13 protein-coding genes and 1 tRNA gene are annotated in these 17113 nt (G+C 74.1%); 6 read left to right on the top strand and 8 right to left on the bottom strand.

Going from position 1 to position 17113, the window contains the following annotated elements:
- Nucleotides 1–122 precede the first annotated feature (122 nt).
- Nucleotides 123–485, bottom strand: a complete 363-nt coding sequence (locus ABD345_RS11195) for a nuclear transport factor 2 family protein (protein ID WP_344551832.1) — start codon at nucleotides 483–485, stop codon at nucleotides 123–125.
- Nucleotides 486–581: 96 nt separating this feature from the next.
- On the opposite strand from ABD345_RS11195, the gene ABD345_RS11200 reads away from it, so the two are divergent.
- The 3 genes from ABD345_RS11200 (at nucleotide 582) to ABD345_RS11210 (ending at nucleotide 5758) form a co-directional block, all read left to right on the top strand.
- On the top strand, nucleotides 582–3245 hold the full coding sequence (locus ABD345_RS11200; protein WP_344551833.1) for a helix-turn-helix transcriptional regulator: 2664 nt from the start codon (nucleotides 582–584) through the stop codon (nucleotides 3243–3245).
- A gap of 128 nt (nucleotides 3246–3373) precedes the next feature.
- On the top strand, nucleotides 3374–4243 hold the full coding sequence (locus ABD345_RS11205; RefSeq protein ID WP_344551834.1) for a helix-turn-helix domain-containing protein: 870 nt from the start codon (nucleotides 3374–3376) through the stop codon (nucleotides 4241–4243).
- Between the two features lie 57 nt (nucleotides 4244–4300).
- Complete coding sequence (locus tag ABD345_RS11210) at nucleotides 4301–5758, top strand: aldehyde dehydrogenase family protein (RefSeq protein WP_344551835.1); 1458 nt, start codon at nucleotides 4301–4303, stop codon at nucleotides 5756–5758.
- A gap of 70 nt (nucleotides 5759–5828) precedes the next feature.
- Here the strand turns inward: ABD345_RS11210 and ABD345_RS11215 are convergent, their stop codons facing one another.
- Nucleotides 5829–6785, bottom strand: a complete 957-nt coding sequence (locus ABD345_RS11215) for a hypothetical protein (RefSeq protein ID WP_344551836.1) — start codon at nucleotides 6783–6785, stop codon at nucleotides 5829–5831.
- Between the two features lie 141 nt (nucleotides 6786–6926).
- Nucleotides 6927–8762, bottom strand: coding sequence for a bifunctional metallophosphatase/5'-nucleotidase (locus ABD345_RS11220; RefSeq protein ID WP_344551837.1), 1836 nt, complete (start codon nucleotides 8760–8762; stop codon nucleotides 6927–6929).
- Between the two features lie 347 nt (nucleotides 8763–9109).
- On the opposite strand from ABD345_RS11220, the gene pyk reads away from it, so the two are divergent.
- A complete protein-coding gene (pyk, locus tag ABD345_RS11225; RefSeq protein WP_344551838.1) occupies nucleotides 9110–10537 on the top strand; it encodes a pyruvate kinase in 1428 nt (475 codons plus the stop codon).
- A 169-nt stretch (nucleotides 10538–10706) separates the two neighbouring features.
- Nucleotides 10707–11636: a hypothetical protein gene (locus tag ABD345_RS11230; protein WP_344551839.1), complete on the top strand. Its 930-nt coding sequence runs from the start codon at nucleotides 10707–10709 to the stop codon at nucleotides 11634–11636.
- Between the two features lie 44 nt (nucleotides 11637–11680).
- Here the strand turns inward: ABD345_RS11230 and ABD345_RS11235 are convergent.
- Nucleotides 11681–11754 (bottom strand) — tRNA-Leu (locus tag ABD345_RS11235).
- Between the two features lie 69 nt (nucleotides 11755–11823).
- Between ABD345_RS11235 and ABD345_RS11240 the strand changes: the two genes are divergently transcribed.
- Nucleotides 11824–12507, top strand: a complete 684-nt coding sequence (locus ABD345_RS11240) for an ANTAR domain-containing response regulator (protein WP_380272879.1) — start codon at nucleotides 11824–11826, stop codon at nucleotides 12505–12507.
- A 70-nt stretch (nucleotides 12508–12577) separates the two neighbouring features.
- On the opposite strand, the gene ABD345_RS11245 is transcribed toward ABD345_RS11240, so the two are convergent.
- From ABD345_RS11245 to ABD345_RS11260, 4 genes are all read right to left on the bottom strand, one after another.
- Nucleotides 12578–13294, bottom strand: coding sequence for an ABC transporter ATP-binding protein (locus ABD345_RS11245; RefSeq protein ID WP_344551841.1), 717 nt, complete (start codon nucleotides 13292–13294; stop codon nucleotides 12578–12580).
- Entirely contained in the window at nucleotides 13291–14052 is a 762-nt protein-coding gene (locus ABD345_RS11250; RefSeq protein ID WP_344551943.1) for an ABC transporter ATP-binding protein, read from the bottom strand. The genes ABD345_RS11245 and ABD345_RS11250 overlap by 4 nt, the downstream gene beginning before the upstream one ends.
- Before the next feature lie 80 nt (nucleotides 14053–14132).
- Nucleotides 14133–16094 carry a branched-chain amino acid ABC transporter permease gene (locus ABD345_RS11255; protein WP_344551842.1) on the bottom strand — a complete coding sequence of 654 codons (1962 nt, stop codon included), beginning with the start codon at nucleotides 16092–16094 and terminating at the stop codon, nucleotides 14133–14135.
- Nucleotides 16095–16099: 5 nt separating this feature from the next.
- A complete protein-coding gene (locus ABD345_RS11260; protein WP_344551843.1) occupies nucleotides 16100–17029 on the bottom strand; it encodes a branched-chain amino acid ABC transporter permease in 930 nt (309 codons plus the stop codon).
- Between the last annotated feature and the right edge of the window lie 84 nt (nucleotides 17030–17113).

Below are 17113 nucleotides of genomic sequence, written 5' to 3' on the forward strand. Positions count from 1 at the left end.
GCCCATCGGAGGTTCGTGCTGCTGCGTGTCTTGAACGGAACCGGAAGCCGATGCGCGCTCCGGCAGTGAACCGTCAGCAGACCCGGGCTCGCCGTTCCCCGAGCCCCTGGTTCGTTCCCCTCCTAGGCCGTCGGGACCTTGTCCAGGAAGCCGACCACGGTGGCGATCCGGCCGTCCTCGGTGGCGGTGAGGACGTCGAAGCCGATCACCAGGGGCTCCGTGGCGCCCGCCGGGGCCAGCTCCCAGGTGAAGCGGGCCACGTCGTGGTGGGCGTCGACCGGGCCGAGGGTGAAGACCAGGCCGGCGAACTGGGCCTGGACGGCGGCCAGGGTGGCGTCGAACTGCTCGTGGCCGCGGGCCACCACCAGCGGGTCGGTGTAGCTGCCGTCGGCGGCCCAGGTCTCCTCGACCAGCTTGCGGCGGGCGGCCGGGTCGGTCTCGTTCCAGGCGGCGAGGTAGCGCTCGGCGAGGTTCCGCAGGTCCATCGGGGGCTCCTTCTGGGTGGTGGTTTCCCTTGCGGGACAAGAAGTTACGGAGATCGCCGGCCCGGGGAATCAGTCGCCTATAGGTAGGGTCGACCCATGCTGTACGGACGGGGGACGGAACGGGCGGCACTCGACCGGCTGCTCGCGGCGGCGGCCGGGGGACGGGCCGGGGCGCTGGTGCTGCGCGGCGAGCCGGGCATCGGCAAGAGCGCGCTGCTGGACGCGGCGGCCGCCGGGGCCGCCGGGTGGCGGGTGCTGCGGGCGGCCGGGGTGGAGTCGGAGGCCCGGCTGCCGTACGCGGTGCTCAGCCAGCTGCTGGCGCCCGTCCTGGACCGGACCGGCGCGCTGCCCGGTCCGCAACGGGCCGCGCTGGAACGGACGTTGGGGCTCGCCGACGGCCCGGCCGGGGACCGGCTGCTGGTCGGCCTGGCGGTGCTGACCCTGCTCGGCGACCTGGCCGAGCAGGGGCCGGTGCTGGCGCTGGTGGACGACCTGCAGTGGGCCGACCCGGAGTCCGCCGCGGCGCTGCGGCTGGCCGCCCGCCGGCTCGGCGCGGAGCGGGTCGCCCTGCTGCTCGCCACCCGGGAGGACGCCGGGCCCGACCCGGCCGGGCTGCCCGAACTGCCGGTGGGGCCGCTCGCGGAGCCCGACGCGGCGGCGCTGCTGGCCCACCTCGCGCCCGGACTCGCCGACCCCGCCCGGGCGTTGGCCGCCGCCCGGGGCAACCCGCTGGCGCTGCGCGAACTCCCGCAGGGCGAGGACACCGGGGCGCTGCCGCCCGACGGACGGCTGCGGCTGGCCTACCACGGCCAGGTCAGCCGGCTGCCCGGCCGCACCCAGCGGTGGCTGCTGTTGGCCGCGTTGGAGGAGACCGGCGAGGCGGAGGTGCTGCTGCGGGCCGCCGCGGCGAGCGGACTGGACGCCGCCGACCTGGCGCCCGCCGAGGAGCGGGGCCTGCTGCGGGTCGCCCTGGCGGCGGGCCGGGTCACCTTCCGGCACCCGCTGCTGCGCTCCGCCCTGGTCGACCGGGCGCCGCTCGCCGACCGGCTGGCCGCGCACCGGGCGCTGGCCGCCGCGTACGGGCCCGGCGAGCCGCTGCGCCGGGCCTGGCACCGGGCGCTGGCCGCCACCGGGCGGGACGCGGAGGCCGCCGCCGACCTGGCCGTCGCCGCCGCCACCGCCGCCTCCCGGGGCGGCCACCAGGGCGCCTGCGCCGCGTACGAGCGGGCCGCCCGGCTCAGCCCCGACCCGGTGCTGGCCCGCCGCTGGACGGTGGAGGCGGTGGAGGCCGCGCTGGAGGCGGGCGAGGTGGAGCGGGCCGAGCGGCTCGCGCTGGCCGCCGACCGGCCGGACGCCGACCCGGTCACCCGGGCGCACCTGCTGTTCGCCCGCGGCGTCGCCGAGTTCTGGCGCGGCGAGAACGCCTCCGCGCACCGGCGGCTGACCGAGGCCGCCGCCCTGGTCGCGGCCGCGCACCCCGGCCCGGCCGCCCGGGTCCTGGTGCAGGCCGTGCACGTCGCCTGGTACGACGGGCTCCCGGCCGTGCACCGCTCGCTGGACGCGCTGGCCGCCCTCCCGCTGCCGGACGGGGACCCGCTCGGGCCGGTCGTCCGCTACCTGGGCGCCGCGCTGGGCGGCGGGGACGGGCCGACGCTGGCCGGGGCCGAGCGGGCGGCCCGGGCGGCGGGGGCGGTCGTCCCGGTCGACCTGGTGCTGGCCTGCGGGGCCGGGCTGGTGCCCGGGCACGACGCCGAAGTGCTGGACCTCGCCCGCCGACTGGTCCGGGAGGCCCGGGAGGGTGGCGCCTTCGGGACGCTGCCCACGCTGCTGTTCTTCCTCGCCGAGGCGGAGCTGTTCGACGGCCGCCCCGGCCTGGCCGCCGACCACGCCGCCGAGGCGCTCGGGCTGGCCCGGGACACCGGACAGCCGCTGTGGACCGGCCAGTTGCACGGCTTCCAGGCGTACCTGGCGGCCGCCCGCGGCGACTCGGAGCCCTGCCGGGAGCAGGCCGCCGCGGCCTTCGCCCGGGGCGGGGCGGGCGTCCCCTGGGCCCGCTGGGCGCTGGGCCTGCTCGACCTGGGCGCCGGGCGGGCCGAGGACGCCCACGGGCAGCTGGCCGCGCTCACCGGCGGCCCGTTCGGCTACCAGGTCGCCGCCGTCCGGGCCGTGCCGGACCTGGTGGAGGCCGCGGTGCGGCTGCGCCGCGGCGAGGAGTGCGCCGAGCCGCTGGCCCGGTTCGAGCGGTGGGCGGAGCGCGCCGACCGCCCCTGGGCCCGGGCCCTGGTGGACCGCTGCCACGCGCTGCTGGCCCCCGACGAGTTCGCCGAGGAGCTGTACCGGCGGGCGCTGGCCCGGCACGCCGAGCAGCCCCGGCCCTGGGAGGCGGCCCGCACCGAGCTGCTGTACGGCGAGTGGCTGCGCCGGGGCCGCCGCAAGGCCGAGGCGCGGGCCCCGCTGCGCTCCGCCGAGCAGGCGTTCCGGCTGCTGGGCGCGGCGCCCTGGGCCGAGCGGGCCCGCGCCGAGCTGGACGCCACCGGCGGCCCGGCCGCCGGGTCCGGTCCGGTCCGGGCGGTGGCCGGGCTGACCCCGCAGGAGTCGCAGATCGTCCGCCTGGCGGCCCGCGGCCTGTCCAACCGGGACATCGCCGCGCAGCTGTTCCTGAGCGCCCGCACGGTCGGGCACCACCTGTACAAGGCGTACCCGAAGCTCGGGGTGGGTTCCCGGGCCGATCTCGCGCGGGTGCTCCCGGCACTGTCCTGAGCGGAGTCGAAACCCTCGCCCGTACAACGGATTGGCCAAATGCCGGAAGGACCTCGCGGAGTGTCGTCACGCAGTGGCAGACTGCTTCCCACGGGGTCCACTTGGCGTTCCTGGGGCGGAGGGTTTGCATGACGGGCCTGCAGACGGGCAGCGGTGCGACCGCGCGTCGCATCCAGTTGGGCGCCCAGCTCCGGCGCCTGCGCGAGGCCCGCGGCGTGACCCGGGAGGACGCCGGCTACTCGATCCGGGCCTCGGAGTCGAAGATCAGCCGGATGGAGCTCGGCCGGGTCGGCTTCAAGCAGCGCGACGTGGCGGACCTGCTGACGCTCTACGGCGTCGACGACGAGGAGTCCCGCGGCGCCCTGCTCGGCCTGGTCGGCGGCACCAACGCCCCGTCCTGGTGGCACGGGTACGGGGACGTGGTGCCCGGCTGGTTCCAGACGTACCTCAACCTGGAGGACGCGGCGAACCTGGTGCGCAGCTACGAGGTGCAGTTCGTGCCCGGCCTGCTGCAGACCGCCGAGTACGCGTACGCGGTGATGCGGGCCGGCAGCCCCGCCGCGTCGGAGGAGGAGATCGGGCGCCGGGCCGCGGTCCGGATGCGCCGTCAGCAGCGCTTCCTGGCCGAGGGGGCGACGGCCCGGTTGGAGCTGATCGTCGACGAGACGGCGCTGCGCCGCCCGTGCGGCGGGCCGGAGGTGATGCGGGCCCAGCTGGCGCGGCTGTCGGAGCTGTCGCTGCGCGGGACGATCAGCCTGCGGGTGCTGCCGCTGGGGATGGGCGCGCTGGCGGCGGACAGCGGGGCGTTCTCGGTGCTGTGCTTCCCCGAGCCGGACCTGGCGGACGTGGTCTACGTCGAGCAGTTCACCACCGCGCTGTACCTGGACAAGCCGGCCGAGGTGGCCGAGTACGCGACCGCGCTGGAGCGGGTGTCGGCGGCGGCGCTGTCGGAGGGGGAGACCAGGGATCTTCTCGCGGAGATCCTCCAAGGGACCTGAGCCGCAATTAAGATGATGATCCGTCAGTAGGTGTTCGCCAGCGCCGAAAGGGATCACATGTCCTTGATCGCCGAACTCGCCCAGCAGTACATCGACGGCCAATGGCGCCCCGGTAGCGGCTCCTGGGACATCGTGGACCTCAACCCCTTCAACGGGGAGAAGCTCGCCTCGTTCACGGTCGCCACCGCCGAGGAGATCGACCAGGCGTACCGCGCCGCCGAACGGGCCCAGCCCGCCTGGGCGGCCACCAGCCCCTACCAGCGCCGCCTGGTCTTCGAGCGCGCGCTGCGGGTGGTCGAGCAGCGCCAGCGGGAGATCCTCCAGGTGATGACCGCCGAGCTCGGCGGCACCCTGGTGAAGTCCTTCTTCGAACTCTCCCTGGTCAAGGACATGCTGCGGGAGGCCGGCTCGCTGGCGCTGCGCGCCGAGGGGAAGATCCTGCCCTCGCCGGTGCCCGGCAAGGAGAACCGGCTGTACCGCCTCCCGGTCGGCGTGGTCGGCGTGATCAGCCCGTTCAACGCCCCGGTCTTCCTCTCGCTGAAGGCCGTCGCCCCGGCGCTCGCCCTCGGCAACGCGGTCGTCCTCAAGCCGCACCAGGACGCCCCGGTGGCCGGCGGCACCCTGATCGCCAAGATCTTCGAGGAGGCCGGGCTGCCGGCCGGCCTGCTGAACGTCGTCCTCACCGACATCGCCGAGATCGGCGACGCGTTCATCGAGCACCCCGTCCCCAAGGTGATCGCCTTCACCGGCTCGGACGGCGTCGGGCGGCACGTCGCCGCCGTCGCCGCGGGCCACCTCAAGCGCACCGTCCTCGAACTCGGCGGCAACAGCGCGCTGGTGGTCCTCGACGACGCCGACCTCGACTACGCGGTGGACGCCGCCGTCGCCAGCCGCTTCGTCCACCAGGGCCAGATCTGCATGGCCGCCAACCGGATCCTGGTCGACCGCGCGCTGTTCGCCGAGTTCAGCGAGAAGTTCACCGCCAAGGTCGCCTCGCTGAAGGTCGGCGACCCGGGCGACTCGACCACCCAGCTCGGCCCGCTGATCAACTCCGCCCAGGCCGAGTCGATCACCGCCGAGGTCGACCGCGCGATCGCGGCCGGCGCCCGCCCGCTGCTGCACGGCGCCACCGTCGGCACCCTGGTCCGCCCGACCGTCCTCACCGACATCCCCGCCGACGACCCGATCCTGCGCCGCGAGGTGTTCGGCCCGGTCGCGCTGCTGATCCCGTTCGACGGCGAGGACGAGGCCGTCCGGATCGCCAACGACACGCCCTTCGGCCTGTCCGGCGCCGTGCACACCGCCGACACCGAGCGCGGCGTGCGGTTCGCGCAGCGGATCGACACCGGCATGATCCACGTCAACGACGGGACGATCGCGGACGAGGCGGGGGTGCCGTTCGGCGGCGTGAAGAGCTCCGGCAGCGGGCGGCTCAACGGCGAGGCCAGCGTGGACGCGTTCACCACCCTCAAGTGGATCTCGGTCCAGCACGGGCGCTCGCGCTTCCCGTTCTGAGCGGCGCGGTGAGATGAGGGGGCCGGGCAGCCGGCCCCCTCACGCTTCCCCTTCCGCCTTCCGCCTTCCGTCAGCGGCCCGCGGGCTGCGGTGGTGGCGGCAGTTGGGGCAGGCCGTCGGCGAGGCCCAGGACGACCCGGGTGCCGAGCGGGCGGGCGAGCCGGAACTCGACCGGGGCGGCGTTCAGGCTCGCCGGGCACCCCTCGTCCGGGGCGAGCGCGCGCGGGGTGGTGCGGCCGATCAGGACGACCGCCAGGTCGGTCTCGTAGACGCTCCCGGGGTCGACCGTGGCGCAGCCGAAGGGGACGTAGCCGGTGAGCAGCAGGCCGTCGGGGGAGACCGCGGTGAGGGAGACGGGGACGCCGTCGGCGCTCCACGCGCCGGTCCCGGTGGGCCACGGGCGGGGGAGCGACCAGCCCGCCCGGGGCAGCACGGCGGGGTAGCGGAACGGCTCGGCGTAGCCCGCGAAGGTGAACTCCCAGACCGGGACGGTGGCCTCGCCCCGGCTGGTGGCGACCCGGCGGGTGCCGGGCCGGGCGGCGGTGACGGCGAGCGAGGGGCAGTCGTCGGCGCAGCCCGTGGCGGCGGCGGGCAGCGGGTCGAGGACGTCCGCGGCGGAGCGCTGCGGCAGGGCGAGCGTGGAGCCGTCGGCGAACCGCACCTCGGAGAGGCCGGAGAAGGAGACCGGCAGCGGCACCTCCAGGTCGAACCGGCGCATCAGGTACGCCTGCTTGTCGGCGCCGCTGTGGAAGGCGTCCGGGGGCAGCCACTCGGTGGTGTCCTCGACCGGGTAGTAGCCGTGCTCCCACTCCTGCCGGGTGCTCGACCCGGGCCAGGCCGCCGCCACCTTCGCGGCCTGTTCGGCGGCCGCGCCGGTCGCGGGCCGCGGCTCGGGCCCGGCCGGGACGGTCGTGACGGGCGCGGCCTTGCCGCCCCCGACGCCGCCGGTGCCGACCGGCTCGCTCGCGCACCCGGTGAGCAGCAGGGCCGCCGCCGCGCCCGCCGCGAGTGCTGTCCGTACGCGCATCCTCCGTCATCCCCCCGGGTCGTGGTCCGTGGCCGGACGGGGCTTGGACGGGCCCGGGCGGGGAACGGTTCCCGGACGCGCGCGGGGCCGCCCGGGGACGGATCCCCGGGCGGCCCCGGCGGGTTGACGGCTCGTCAGTGACTAGAAGACCGGGACGCCGGCCCGGACCAGGCGCCAGGTGCTCTTGCCGTAGAAGTCGGCCGGGTCGATGACGCCCTTGGCCTTCACCCAGGCGATCATCGTGTTGCGGATCTCGTCGGAGTTGGCCCACACCTGCTGGGCGGCGGCGACGTGCGGGAAGTTGCCGCCGCCGCTGGCGCGGTAGTTGTTGACGGCGAGGACGAACCGCGCCGCCGGGTCGACCGCCGCGCCCTGGTACGACAGGTTGACGATCCGGCTGCCGACCGGCTGCGCGATGTCGATGTCGTAGGACAGGCCGTAGATCGAGTCGTAGTTGTAGTCGGGGGTGTTGTTGGCCTGGTTGGTCAGGGTGGCCGGGTCGACCGGGGCGCCGGGGGCGAGCTGGGCGTAGTACTTGGCGGAGTACTCCAGGTAGTCCTTGAGCTGGGCGCCGGTCAGGATCCGGGCCTCCAGGGTGTTCTCGTAGATGTACAGGCCGGCCGCGTCGCGCAGCTTGACCTCGCCGGCCGGGATGACCGCGGTGCGGTTGAACGGCGCGGCCTGGGCGAGCACCGGCAGGGCGGCGTACTGGCCGCCGGCCAGCGCGTCGCGGACCGCGTCGGCCTGGACGCGGCCGATCAGGTCGATGATCGGGGTGTCCTTGAACCGGGCGTCGGCGATGGAGAGGGTCTCCTCGCAGCTGCCGATGACCTGGTTGACGTAGGCGACGACCTTCTTGTGCTGGTCGGCGACCAGCTTGACGACCTTCGGGTCCTCGGCGACGGTGTTGGCGTTCAGCAGCCGGGCGCTGACGCCGGTGACGGTCCACTCGCCGCGGGCGAACTCGACCTCGAAGTCGAAGCAGGTCAGCCGCTCGCCCCAGAGCGCGGGCTCGGAGAGGACGACGCCCCTGCCGGTCTCCTCGTTGACCACGATCCGCTGCGGGACCTCCTTGTGGGCGTGGCCGACCAGGATCGCGTCGATGCCGGGCACGGTGGCGGCGGTCTCGGCGCCCGCGTTCTCCGAGTAGGGCAGCTGGTCGCCCCAGGAGGAGCCGCCGTCCACGCCGGTGTGCGCGGTGATCACGACCACGTCGGCGCCGGCCGCGCGGACCTTGGGGACCCACTTGGCGGCGATCTCCGGGATGCCCGGGAAGGCCAGCTGCCCCTGCACGTTGGCCTTGTCCCAGATGGCGATGCCGGGGTTGGTCAGGCCGAGGACGCCGACCCGGATCGGGCGGCCGTGGCCCAGGCGCAGTTCGCGGATGACGTACGGCGGGAAGGCCGGCTTCTCGCTCTTGGCGTCGACCGCGTTGGCGCCCAGCAGCGGGAAGTCCAGCTGGTCCTGGTAGGCGCGCAGCAGCGGGATGCCGTAGTTGAACTCGTGGTTGCCGAGCGCGGCGGCGTCGTAGCCGATGGCGTTCATCGCGGCGGCCATCGGGTGGCGCGGGGCCTTCTTGCCGGTGATCGGCTCGATCCGGGCGAAGTAGTAGGAGAGCTGGGTGCCCTGGATGGTGTCGCCGGCGTCGATCAGCAGGGTGCGGCCGCGGCCCTTCTCCTGCCGGACCTGCTCGACCAGGGTGGAGATCTTGGCCAGGCCGACGTCGTTGTGGGCGGCGTCGTCGTACTCGGAGTCGGTGAAGTACTCCCAGTTCAGGACGTGGCCGTGCAGGTCGGTGGTGCCCATCACGGTGAAGGCGGCCTTGAACGGGACGGGGCCCTTGCCGCGGGAGTCGTCCCGGTCGTGGTCCGCGGCGGCGGCGGGGGTGGCCGCGGCGGCGGACAGGCCGCCGGCCAGGGCGGCCCCGGCCGCGGTGGCGGCGGAGCGGGTGACGAAGTCACGGCGGTTCAGGGACATCGAGGACTCCAAGTGGGGCGTGCGGGCGGTCAGCGGGCGTCCGGGCCGGGGCGGCTGACACCCCGCCACCCGTGGTGACGCGCGTAGAAAACGCGTCTGGCAGTCTGCCGCTTTCCGGCCGCCGGGGCCAGACCCTCCGGCCATCCAACAGGTGAGACGTGGATGACCTCCGCGTGACGCCGCCCGTCCCGCCCGCACGCGCGTGCGTCAATCCGCCGCCCGGACGCTCACCCCGCGCGCCACCCGCCGCACGCTGCGGGCCCGTTCACCAAATCTTTCGCCAACTGCCATGGGGGGACTGGCCGGAACCGCTCTGTTACGTCCCGGTAATGCCTAGGCTCTGCTGTATGCGCCGAGCAAAAATCGTTTGTACTCTCGGGCCGGCCGCGGATTCGTACGACCAGATCAAGGCCCTGGTCGACGCCGGCATGGACATCGCCCGACTGAACCTCAGCCACGGCTCCCACGCGGAGCACGAGGACCGTTACCACCGGGTCCGCAAGGCATCGGACGAGTCAGGCCGCAGCGTCGGCGTGCTGGCCGACCTGCAGGGCCCGAAGATCCGCCTCGCCACCTTCGCCGACGGGCCCGTCCTGCTGGAGCGCGGGGACGAGTTCACCATCACCGTCGACGACGTCCCGGGCGACCGGGAGATCTGCGGCACCACCTACAAGGGCCTGGCCGCGGACGTCTCGCGCGGCGAGCGGATCCTGGTCGACGACGGCCGGGTCTGCCTGGAGGTCACCCACGTCGAGGGCCCCCGGGTGCACTGCATCGTCATCGAGGGCGGACTGGTCTCCGACCACAAGGGCCTCAACCTCCCCGGTGTCGCCGTCTCGGTGCCCGCGCTCTCCGACAAGGACGTCGAGGACCTGCGCTGGGCCCTGCGGACCGGGGCCGACGTCATCGCGCTGTCGTTCGTGCGCAGCGGGAAGGACGTCGAGGAGGTGCACCGGATCATGGCCGAGGAGGGCCGCCGGGTCCCGGTCATCGCCAAGATCGAGAAGCCGCAGGCGGTGGAGAACCTGGAGTCCATCGTGGACGCCTTCGACGGCATCATGGTCGCCCGCGGCGACCTGGGCGTCGAACTCCCGCTGGAGCAGGTGCCGATCGTCCAGAAGCGCGCGGTCAAGCTGGCCAAGCGCAACGCCAAGCCGGTCATCGTCGCCACCCAGATGCTGGACTCGATGATCAACGCCTCCCGGCCGACCCGCGCCGAGGCGTCCGACGTCGCCAACGCGGTGCTCGACGGCACCGACGCGGTGATGCTCTCCGGCGAGACCTCGGTCGGCAAGTACCCGGTCGAGACGGTCAAGACCATGGCCCGGATCGTCGAGGCCGCCGAGGAGGACATCCTCGCGGCCGGCCTGCCCGCCCTCACCGTCAGCAGCAAGCCCCGCACCCAGGGCGGCGCGGTGGCCCGGGCCGCCGCCGAGATCGGCGACTTCCTGGACGCCAAGTACCTGATCGCGTTCACCCAGAGCGGCGACACCGCCCGCCGGCTGACCCGCTACCGCTCGCCGATCCCGGTGCTGGCCTTCACCTACGAGCCCGCCGTGCGCAGCCAGTTGGCGCTCACCTGGGGCGTGGAGACCTTCCTCGGCCCGTTCGTCACCACCACCGACGAACTCGTCGCCCAGGTCGACTCCGCCCTGCTGAGCCTGGGCCGCTGCAAGCCCGGCGACGTCGTGATCATCACCGCCGGCTCCCCGCCCGGCCTGGCCGGCTCCACCAACCTGGTGCGCGTGCACCACGTCGGCGAACCGGCCAACTGACGCCGGGCACCGCGCGGCCCGCTCCTCCGGCCCGGCCGGGGGGACGGGCCGCGCCCCGCCTGACGCACCGTCAGGCACCCCGCGCCGGAGCGCGACACCTTGTCGGTAGCATGCCCTGGGTGGTGTCCCGGGGATCGGGCCCGCGCCGGGACCGGGGGGAAGACGCAGGTTGATACGCCGCCGCATCGCAGTGGTCTGGACCGCGGTCGTCCTCACCGCGGGCTGCACGCCCTACGGCGCGGACACCCTGCGGGCGGTGCAGACCAGCAGTCCCGGGCGGCCGCCGACCCGGACCGTGACGCTGGACCGGACCGCCTGGTGGGGCGGCGACTCCTACCGGCTCACCGCACTGACCACCACCCCGCAGCCGGACGGCCGGACCTCGGTCGAACTCGTCCTGGGCGTCGCCATCGAGTCCCCGGTGCCGGTCGCCGCCGCCCTGCCCCGGGCCACCCTGGAGTCCGACGGGGTCACCGTCAGCGGCCCGCTGGAGATGACCCCGCCGCCGTACGGCCGGGCCTCGCTGACCGCCACCGTGCAGGACGTCGGCACCGCCGGGCAGCAGCTCGACCCCGACCGGCTCGCCCTGGTGCTCACCGCCCCCGGCGCGGCCCGCGCGGTGATCCCGGTCGGCGCCCGGGCCGGCCAGGACCAGGTCGACCTGGCCCCGACCCCGCTGCGCCCCTCGGCGGACGGCGTGCGCACCGGCCGCCACCGGCTCGCGCTGGCCTCCGCCCGGCTGCGCGAGGACTGCAGCGGCGGCACCGGTAGCGCGCCGACCGTCCTGCTCGGCACCGTCCCGGTGGTGCCGCGGGTGCTGAGCGCCCCGAAGCCGGGCCGGCACGCGGTCGAGGTGCTGTTCGAGGCCCCGGCCGGCAGCACCGCCGACGGCCTGCTGCTACACCTGACGCTCCCGGACGGGCGGCGGCTCGCCCCCGCCGTCCCGGTCGACGCCACGCCCTACCCGGACCTGACCGGCCGGATCAGCCTGGCCGCCTGGTTCGACTTCTACGGGGACACCACCGGGACGTACACCCTGGAGGCGGCGGACGCGCAGCAGCCGGACGAGCCGACGGTGCTCACGCTGGTGGCCGGCTGAGGCCGGGACCGGCCCCGAGGTCGGGGCCGGGGAGCGAACTGGGGTGCCCCGAGTGGGATTCGAACCCACACCGGACGGTGTTTGAGACCGTTGCCTCTGCCGATTGGGCTATCGGGGCCCAGCGGATCGGAGGTCGGACCCCCCACCCGTGGTGAACCAAACATACCGTGTCTGGGTAGGCTCATGCATGCAGCACCCCGCCGGACCGAGGAGCCCCGTGAGCACCCCCGACGAGCAGCCACAGCCGCTTGAGACCGACTCGCCCCAGATCACCCGAATCGTCATCGCCGAGGACGAGGCACTGATCCGCCTCGACCTCAAGGAGATGCTGGAGGAGGAGGGCTACACCGTCGTCGGTGAGGCCGGTGACGGCGAGACGGCGGTCAAACTGGTCGAGGAGCTCAAGCCCGACCTGGCCATCCTGGACGTCAAGATGCCCGTCCTGGACGGCCTCTCGGCCGCCGAGCGGATCCACGAGCAGCACCTCGCCCCGGTGCTGATGCTCACCGCGTTCTCCCAGCGCGAGCTGGTCGACCGGGCCCGGGACGCCGGCGCGATGGCCTACATCGTCAAGCCGTTCAGCAAGAGCGACCTGGTGCCGGCCATCGAGATGGCGGTCTCCCGCTACACCGAGATGCGCACCCTGGAGCAGGAGATCGCGGACCTCTCGCAGCGCCTGGAGACCCGCAAGCTGGTCGACCGCGCCAAGAGCGTGCTGCAGACCAAGTTCGGCCTGAACGAGCCCGCCGCGTTCCGCTGGATCCAGAAGACCTCGATGGACCGCCGGATGACGATGGCCGCGGTCGCCGAGGCCGTGATCGAGGAGGGCGCGGCCCAGGACCGCAAGAAGGCCGAGACCGCCGAGGGCTGAGCCCCGCCCGCGCGCGAGCGCCCCCGCCCGGAGCGATCCGGACGGGGGCGCTGACGCGCGGTCGGCGCGGTCAGTCCTCGCCGAGGTACTGCCGGCGCACCGACTCGTCGCGCAGCAGGTCCGCGCCGGTGCCGGAGAGCGTGATCCGGCCGGTGGTCATCACGTACGCCCGGTCCGAGAGCGACAGCGCGGCCTGCGCGTTCTGCTCCACCAGCAGGATGGTGGTGCCCGCCGCCCGCAGCTCCACGATGGTCGCCATGATCTTCTGCATCATCAGCGGCGACAGGCCCATCGACGGCTCGTCCAGCATCAGCAGCTTGGGCCGGGACATCAGCGCCCGCCCCATCGCCAGCATCTGCTGCTCGCCGCCGGACAGTGTGCCCGCGGCCTGCTTGCGGCGCTCGGCGAGGATCGGGAACAGCGTGCAGGCCCGCTCCACGTCCTCGGCGATGCCCGCCGCGTCGCGCCGCAGGAAGGCGCCCAGCAGCAGGTTCTCCTCGATGGTCATCCGCGGGAAGATGTGCCGTCCCTCGGGGGAGTGCGCCAGGCCCAGGGCGACGATCCGGTGCGCGGGCACCGTGTCGATCGCCTGCCCGTCGAACAGCACCTTGCCCGCGGTGGGCCGCAGCAGCCCGGACAGGGTGCGCAGGGTGGTGGTCTTGCCGGCCCCGTTGGTGCCGATCAGGGTGGTGACCCCGCCCTGTTCGACGGTGAACGAGATGCCCTTGACGGCCTCGATCTTGCCGTAGGCGACACGGAGGTCCTCGACCTCCAGCAGAGCGGTCACTGGCCGTCCTCCTGAGCTGCGGTGGTTCCTTCGAGCGGGGCCCCCAGGTAGGCGGTGACGACCCGTTCGTCGTTCTGGACGGTCTCCCGGTCGCCCTCGACGATCTTGCGGCCCTGCACCAGCACGGCGGTGCGGTCGCACAGGTTGAAGATGAACTTCATGTCGTGCTCGATCACCAGCACCGCGGTGCCCAGGTCCCGGATCGCGAAGACCAGTTCCTCGGCGGCCCGGGTCTCCTGCGGGTTCATGCCCGCCGTGGGCTCGTCCAGCAGCAGCAGGCCGGGGTCGGAGGCCAGCGCCCGGGCGATCTCCAGCTTCCGCTGCTCGCCGTACGGCAGGTTGCGGGCCAGGTGGTCGGCCTTCGCGCCGAGGCCGCAGAACTCCAGCAGCTCCCGGGCCCGCTCCCGGCCCTCCGCCTCGGCCCGCCGGTAGCCCGGGCCGCGCAGGATCGCCGAGAACAGCCCCTCCTTGGTGCGGGTGTGCCGGCCCACCAGGACGTTCTCCAGCGCCGTCATGTTGGCGAACAGCCGGATGTTCTGGAAGGTCCGGGCGATCCCGGCCTGCGTCACCAGGTGCGGCTTCGGCGGCAGCACCCGGCCCTTGTACTTCACGGTGCCCTCGGTCGGGACGTACAGCCCGGTCAGGCAGTTGAAGAAGGTCGTCTTCCCGGCGCCGTTCGGGCCGATCAGGCCGACGATCTCGCCCTGGCGGACCGTCAGGTCCACGTCGTTCACGGCGGTCAGGCCGCCGAAGCGCATCACCACGCCGGCGGCCTCCAGCACGGGGGCGGCGAGCGGCTCGGGGGTCGGAACGGTCTCGGTCTCGGTGCTCACGGTGCTCACGCCCCCGCCTTGGTCGGTACGTCGTCGGCCGGGGCGGCCTGCGCGGGCAGCTGCACCTCGTGGAACTCCAACTGCTGCCGGCGGCCCGCGATCAGGCCCTCCGGCCGGAAGCGCATCAGCAGGATCAGTGCCAGGCCGAACGCCAGCAGCTGGTAGGACTGCAGGAACTCCAGCTTCGCCGGGATCAGGAACAGCAGCGCCGCGCCCACCAGCGGGCCGCTGATGGTGCCCATGCCGCCGAGGATCACCGCGGCCAGCAGGAACGCCGAGTTCGGCGGCGTCGGCCCGGTGAACAGGTACTGGTCGGGCGAGACCGCGCCCGACACGTGCGCCTGCACCGCGCCGGCCAGGCCCGCCAGGGTCGCGCCCAGCGCGAAGGCGATCAGCTTCACCCGGAAGCCGTTGATGCCCATCGCCTCGGCCGCCGTCTCGTCCTCCCGGATCGCCACCCAGGCCCGGCCGATCCGGGAGTTGGCGACCCGCGCGAACACCGTCACCACGACCGCGGTGGCCACCAGCATCAGCAGCAGGTAGTTGCCGTTCTTGCCCAGGTGCAGGGCCCCGAAGTCGTGCGCCTCGCCGAAGTCGAAGCCGAACAGGCTGACGTCCGGGATCGCCGCGATGCCGTTCGGGCCGTTGGTCAGGCTCGGGCCCGACCTGCCGTCCAGGTTGTTCATCGCGATCCGGAAGATCTCGCCGAAGCCCAGCGTCACGATCGCCAGGTAGTCGCCGCGCAGCCGCAGCGTCGGCGCGCCGATCACCACGCCGAACACCAGCGCCGCCAGCGCGCCGATCAGCACCGCGACCGGGAACGGCAGGTGCAGGTCCCGGAAGACCGAGAACTTCGACCCCGACACCAGCGCCGCCGCGTACGCGCCCACGCCCAGGAAGGCCACGTAGCCGAGGTCCAGCAGGCCCGCCAGGCCGACCACCACGTTCAGGCCGAGCGCGACCGTCGCGAAGATCAGGATGTTGGTGCCGATCAGCACGTACGTCTCGCTGCTCTGGGTGAACGGGAACGCGCCCGCCGCGGCGAACGCCGCGCCCGTGGTCACCGCCCGGTGCCGGGAGGTCAGTTCGCGCAGCCGGCCCACCGCGCCGGACGCCAGCAGCGCCGCGGTGCCGAAGCCGGTCAGCAGCAGGAAGCCGATGAACAGCTCGCCGTACTCGGTGGAGATGCCGAACTCGACCACGCCCAGGCCCACCGCGAACACCGCGGTCACCACCAGGATCTCCGCCCAGCCGGGCAGCGGGCGGGCGGCGGGCAGCGGGCGCTCGATCCGGCCGATCCGCAGCCACCCGTCCAGCAGCCGCCACAGCCGCAGCGCCGCGATCGCGGCCGGCAGGGCCACGAAGAACCACAGGTTCCCGGTGAACAGCGGCCGGATGCCGGGCGGCACCGCGTGCAGCGCCCAGCCCTGGCCCAGGCCCTGCCGCAGCACCGCGGAGACGACCAGGACCGCGTACAGGCCCCAGTGCAGCTCGGCGTGGCGGACGGCGCGCCGGCGGTCCAGCGGCAGGCCCAGCGCGCCCAGCACGGCCAGCAGCGAGCCGACCGCGGCCAGCCAGCCGCCCGGGTCCAGGTTGACCAGGCCGTCCAGCTCGACGGCGATCGAGCCCGCCGCGTACCAGCACACCGCGAGGGTGCCGAGCGCGGCGAACAGCACGCCGTTCGCGCTGCCGGACGGGTTCAGCCAGCGCAGGCCCTTCAGCCCGCGGTGGGCCAGCGCCAGCAGCGCGGTCAGCACGCCGCCGGCCAGCGCCAGCCACTGCAGGCCGGCCGGGGAGCCGTAGTACGTCAGGTCGCCGGGGAAGTCCGGCGTCCAGGTCCAGGACATCGCCGCGGAGGCGGCGGCCAGCACCCCGCCGCCGACCGCCGCGCCCAGCGCGAGGTGCGCGGGCAGCGGCAGGACCGGGGAGGTCTCGTGGATGCCCTCGTGGGTCGTCGTCTCGGTCATCGCGCTCACACCCGATCCGCGACGCGCTCGCCGAGCAGGCCCTGCGGCCGCACCAGCAGGACGACGATCAGCAGCACGAACGCCCACACGTTGGCCCAGGCGCCGCCGCCGAGCTGGTGCATGCCCGGGACGTCCTGCACGTAGGCGGTGGCCATCGACTCGGCGACGCCCAGCACCAGGCCGCCCAGCATCGCGCCGTAGATGTTGCCGATGCCGCCCAGCACGGCCGCGGTGAACGCCTTCAGACCGGCCAGGAAGCCCATCGCGAAGTCGACCTGGCCGTACCGCAGCCCGTGCGCGACCGCCGCGACGGCGGCGAAGGCCGCGCCCAGCGCGAACGCGACCACGATGATCCGGTCGGTGTCGATGCCCATCAGCTTCGCGGTGTCCGGGTCCTGCGCGGTGGCCTGCATGGCCCGGCCGGTGCGGGTGAGCCGCACGAAGCCGGCCAGCACCAGCATGCACAGCGGCGCCGCCACCAGCAGGAACAGGTCGTTGCGCTGCAGGTGGAAGGAGCCCAGGCCGATCGGGTCGCCGCCGAACTGCGGGAAGGACAGCGCCTTCTTGCCGTCCGGGTAGAACGCCCACACCACCTGCTGCAGCGCGATCGACAGGCCGATCGCGGTGATCAGCGGCGCCAGCCGGGGCGCGGTGCGCAGCGGCCGGTAGGCGAAGCGCTCGGCGGCGGTGGCGGTGAGCACGGAGGCGATCACACCGCCGAGGATCATCACCGGCAGCGCCAGCCAGAGGGAGGTGCCGTGCGGCAGCGCCGCGTAGGCGGTCAGCGCGCCGAAGCCGCCGACCATGAAGATCTCGCCGTGGGCGAAGTTGATGAGCTGGACGATGCCGTAGACCATCGTGTAACCGATGGCGATCAGGCCGTACATCAGGCCGAGCATCAGTCCGTTGGCCAGGTTTTGCGGCAGTTCGTGCACCGCGGGCCTCCGTGGATAGGGGGGTACGAGAAGGCGGAGGGCACTTGTGGTGCCCTCCGCCACACGGCTGTCTTGCGGGGAGGT

It is taken from the genome of Kitasatospora saccharophila (assembly GCF_039529925.1).
GTDB lineage: Bacteria > Actinomycetota > Actinomycetes > Streptomycetales > Streptomycetaceae > Kitasatospora > Kitasatospora saccharophila.

Coding starts and splice junctions, on each gene's coding strand:
- ABD345_RS11195 (WP_344551832.1), bottom strand. CDS start 485: ATGGACCTGCGGAACCTCGCCGAGCGCTACCTCGCCGCCTGGAACGAG.
- ABD345_RS11200 (WP_344551833.1), top strand. CDS start 582: ATGCTGTACGGACGGGGGACGGAACGGGCGGCACTCGACCGGCTGCTC.
- ABD345_RS11205 (WP_344551834.1), top strand. CDS start 3,374: ATGACGGGCCTGCAGACGGGCAGCGGTGCGACCGCGCGTCGCATCCAG.
- ABD345_RS11210 (WP_344551835.1), top strand. CDS start 4,301: ATGTCCTTGATCGCCGAACTCGCCCAGCAGTACATCGACGGCCAATGG.
- ABD345_RS11215 (WP_344551836.1), bottom strand. CDS start 6,785: ATGCGCGTACGGACAGCACTCGCGGCGGGCGCGGCGGCGGCCCTGCTG.
- ABD345_RS11220 (WP_344551837.1), bottom strand. CDS start 8,762: ATGTCCCTGAACCGCCGTGACTTCGTCACCCGCTCCGCCGCCACCGCG.
- pyk (WP_344551838.1), top strand. CDS start 9,110: ATGCGCCGAGCAAAAATCGTTTGTACTCTCGGGCCGGCCGCGGATTCG.
- ABD345_RS11240 (WP_380272879.1), top strand. CDS start 11,824: ATGCAGCACCCCGCCGGACCGAGGAGCCCCGTGAGCACCCCCGACGAG.
- ABD345_RS11250 (WP_344551943.1), bottom strand. CDS start 14,052: ATGCGCTTCGGCGGCCTGACCGCCGTGAACGACGTGGACCTGACGGTC.
- ABD345_RS11255 (WP_344551842.1), bottom strand. CDS start 16,094: ATGACCGAGACGACGACCCACGAGGGCATCCACGAGACCTCCCCGGTC.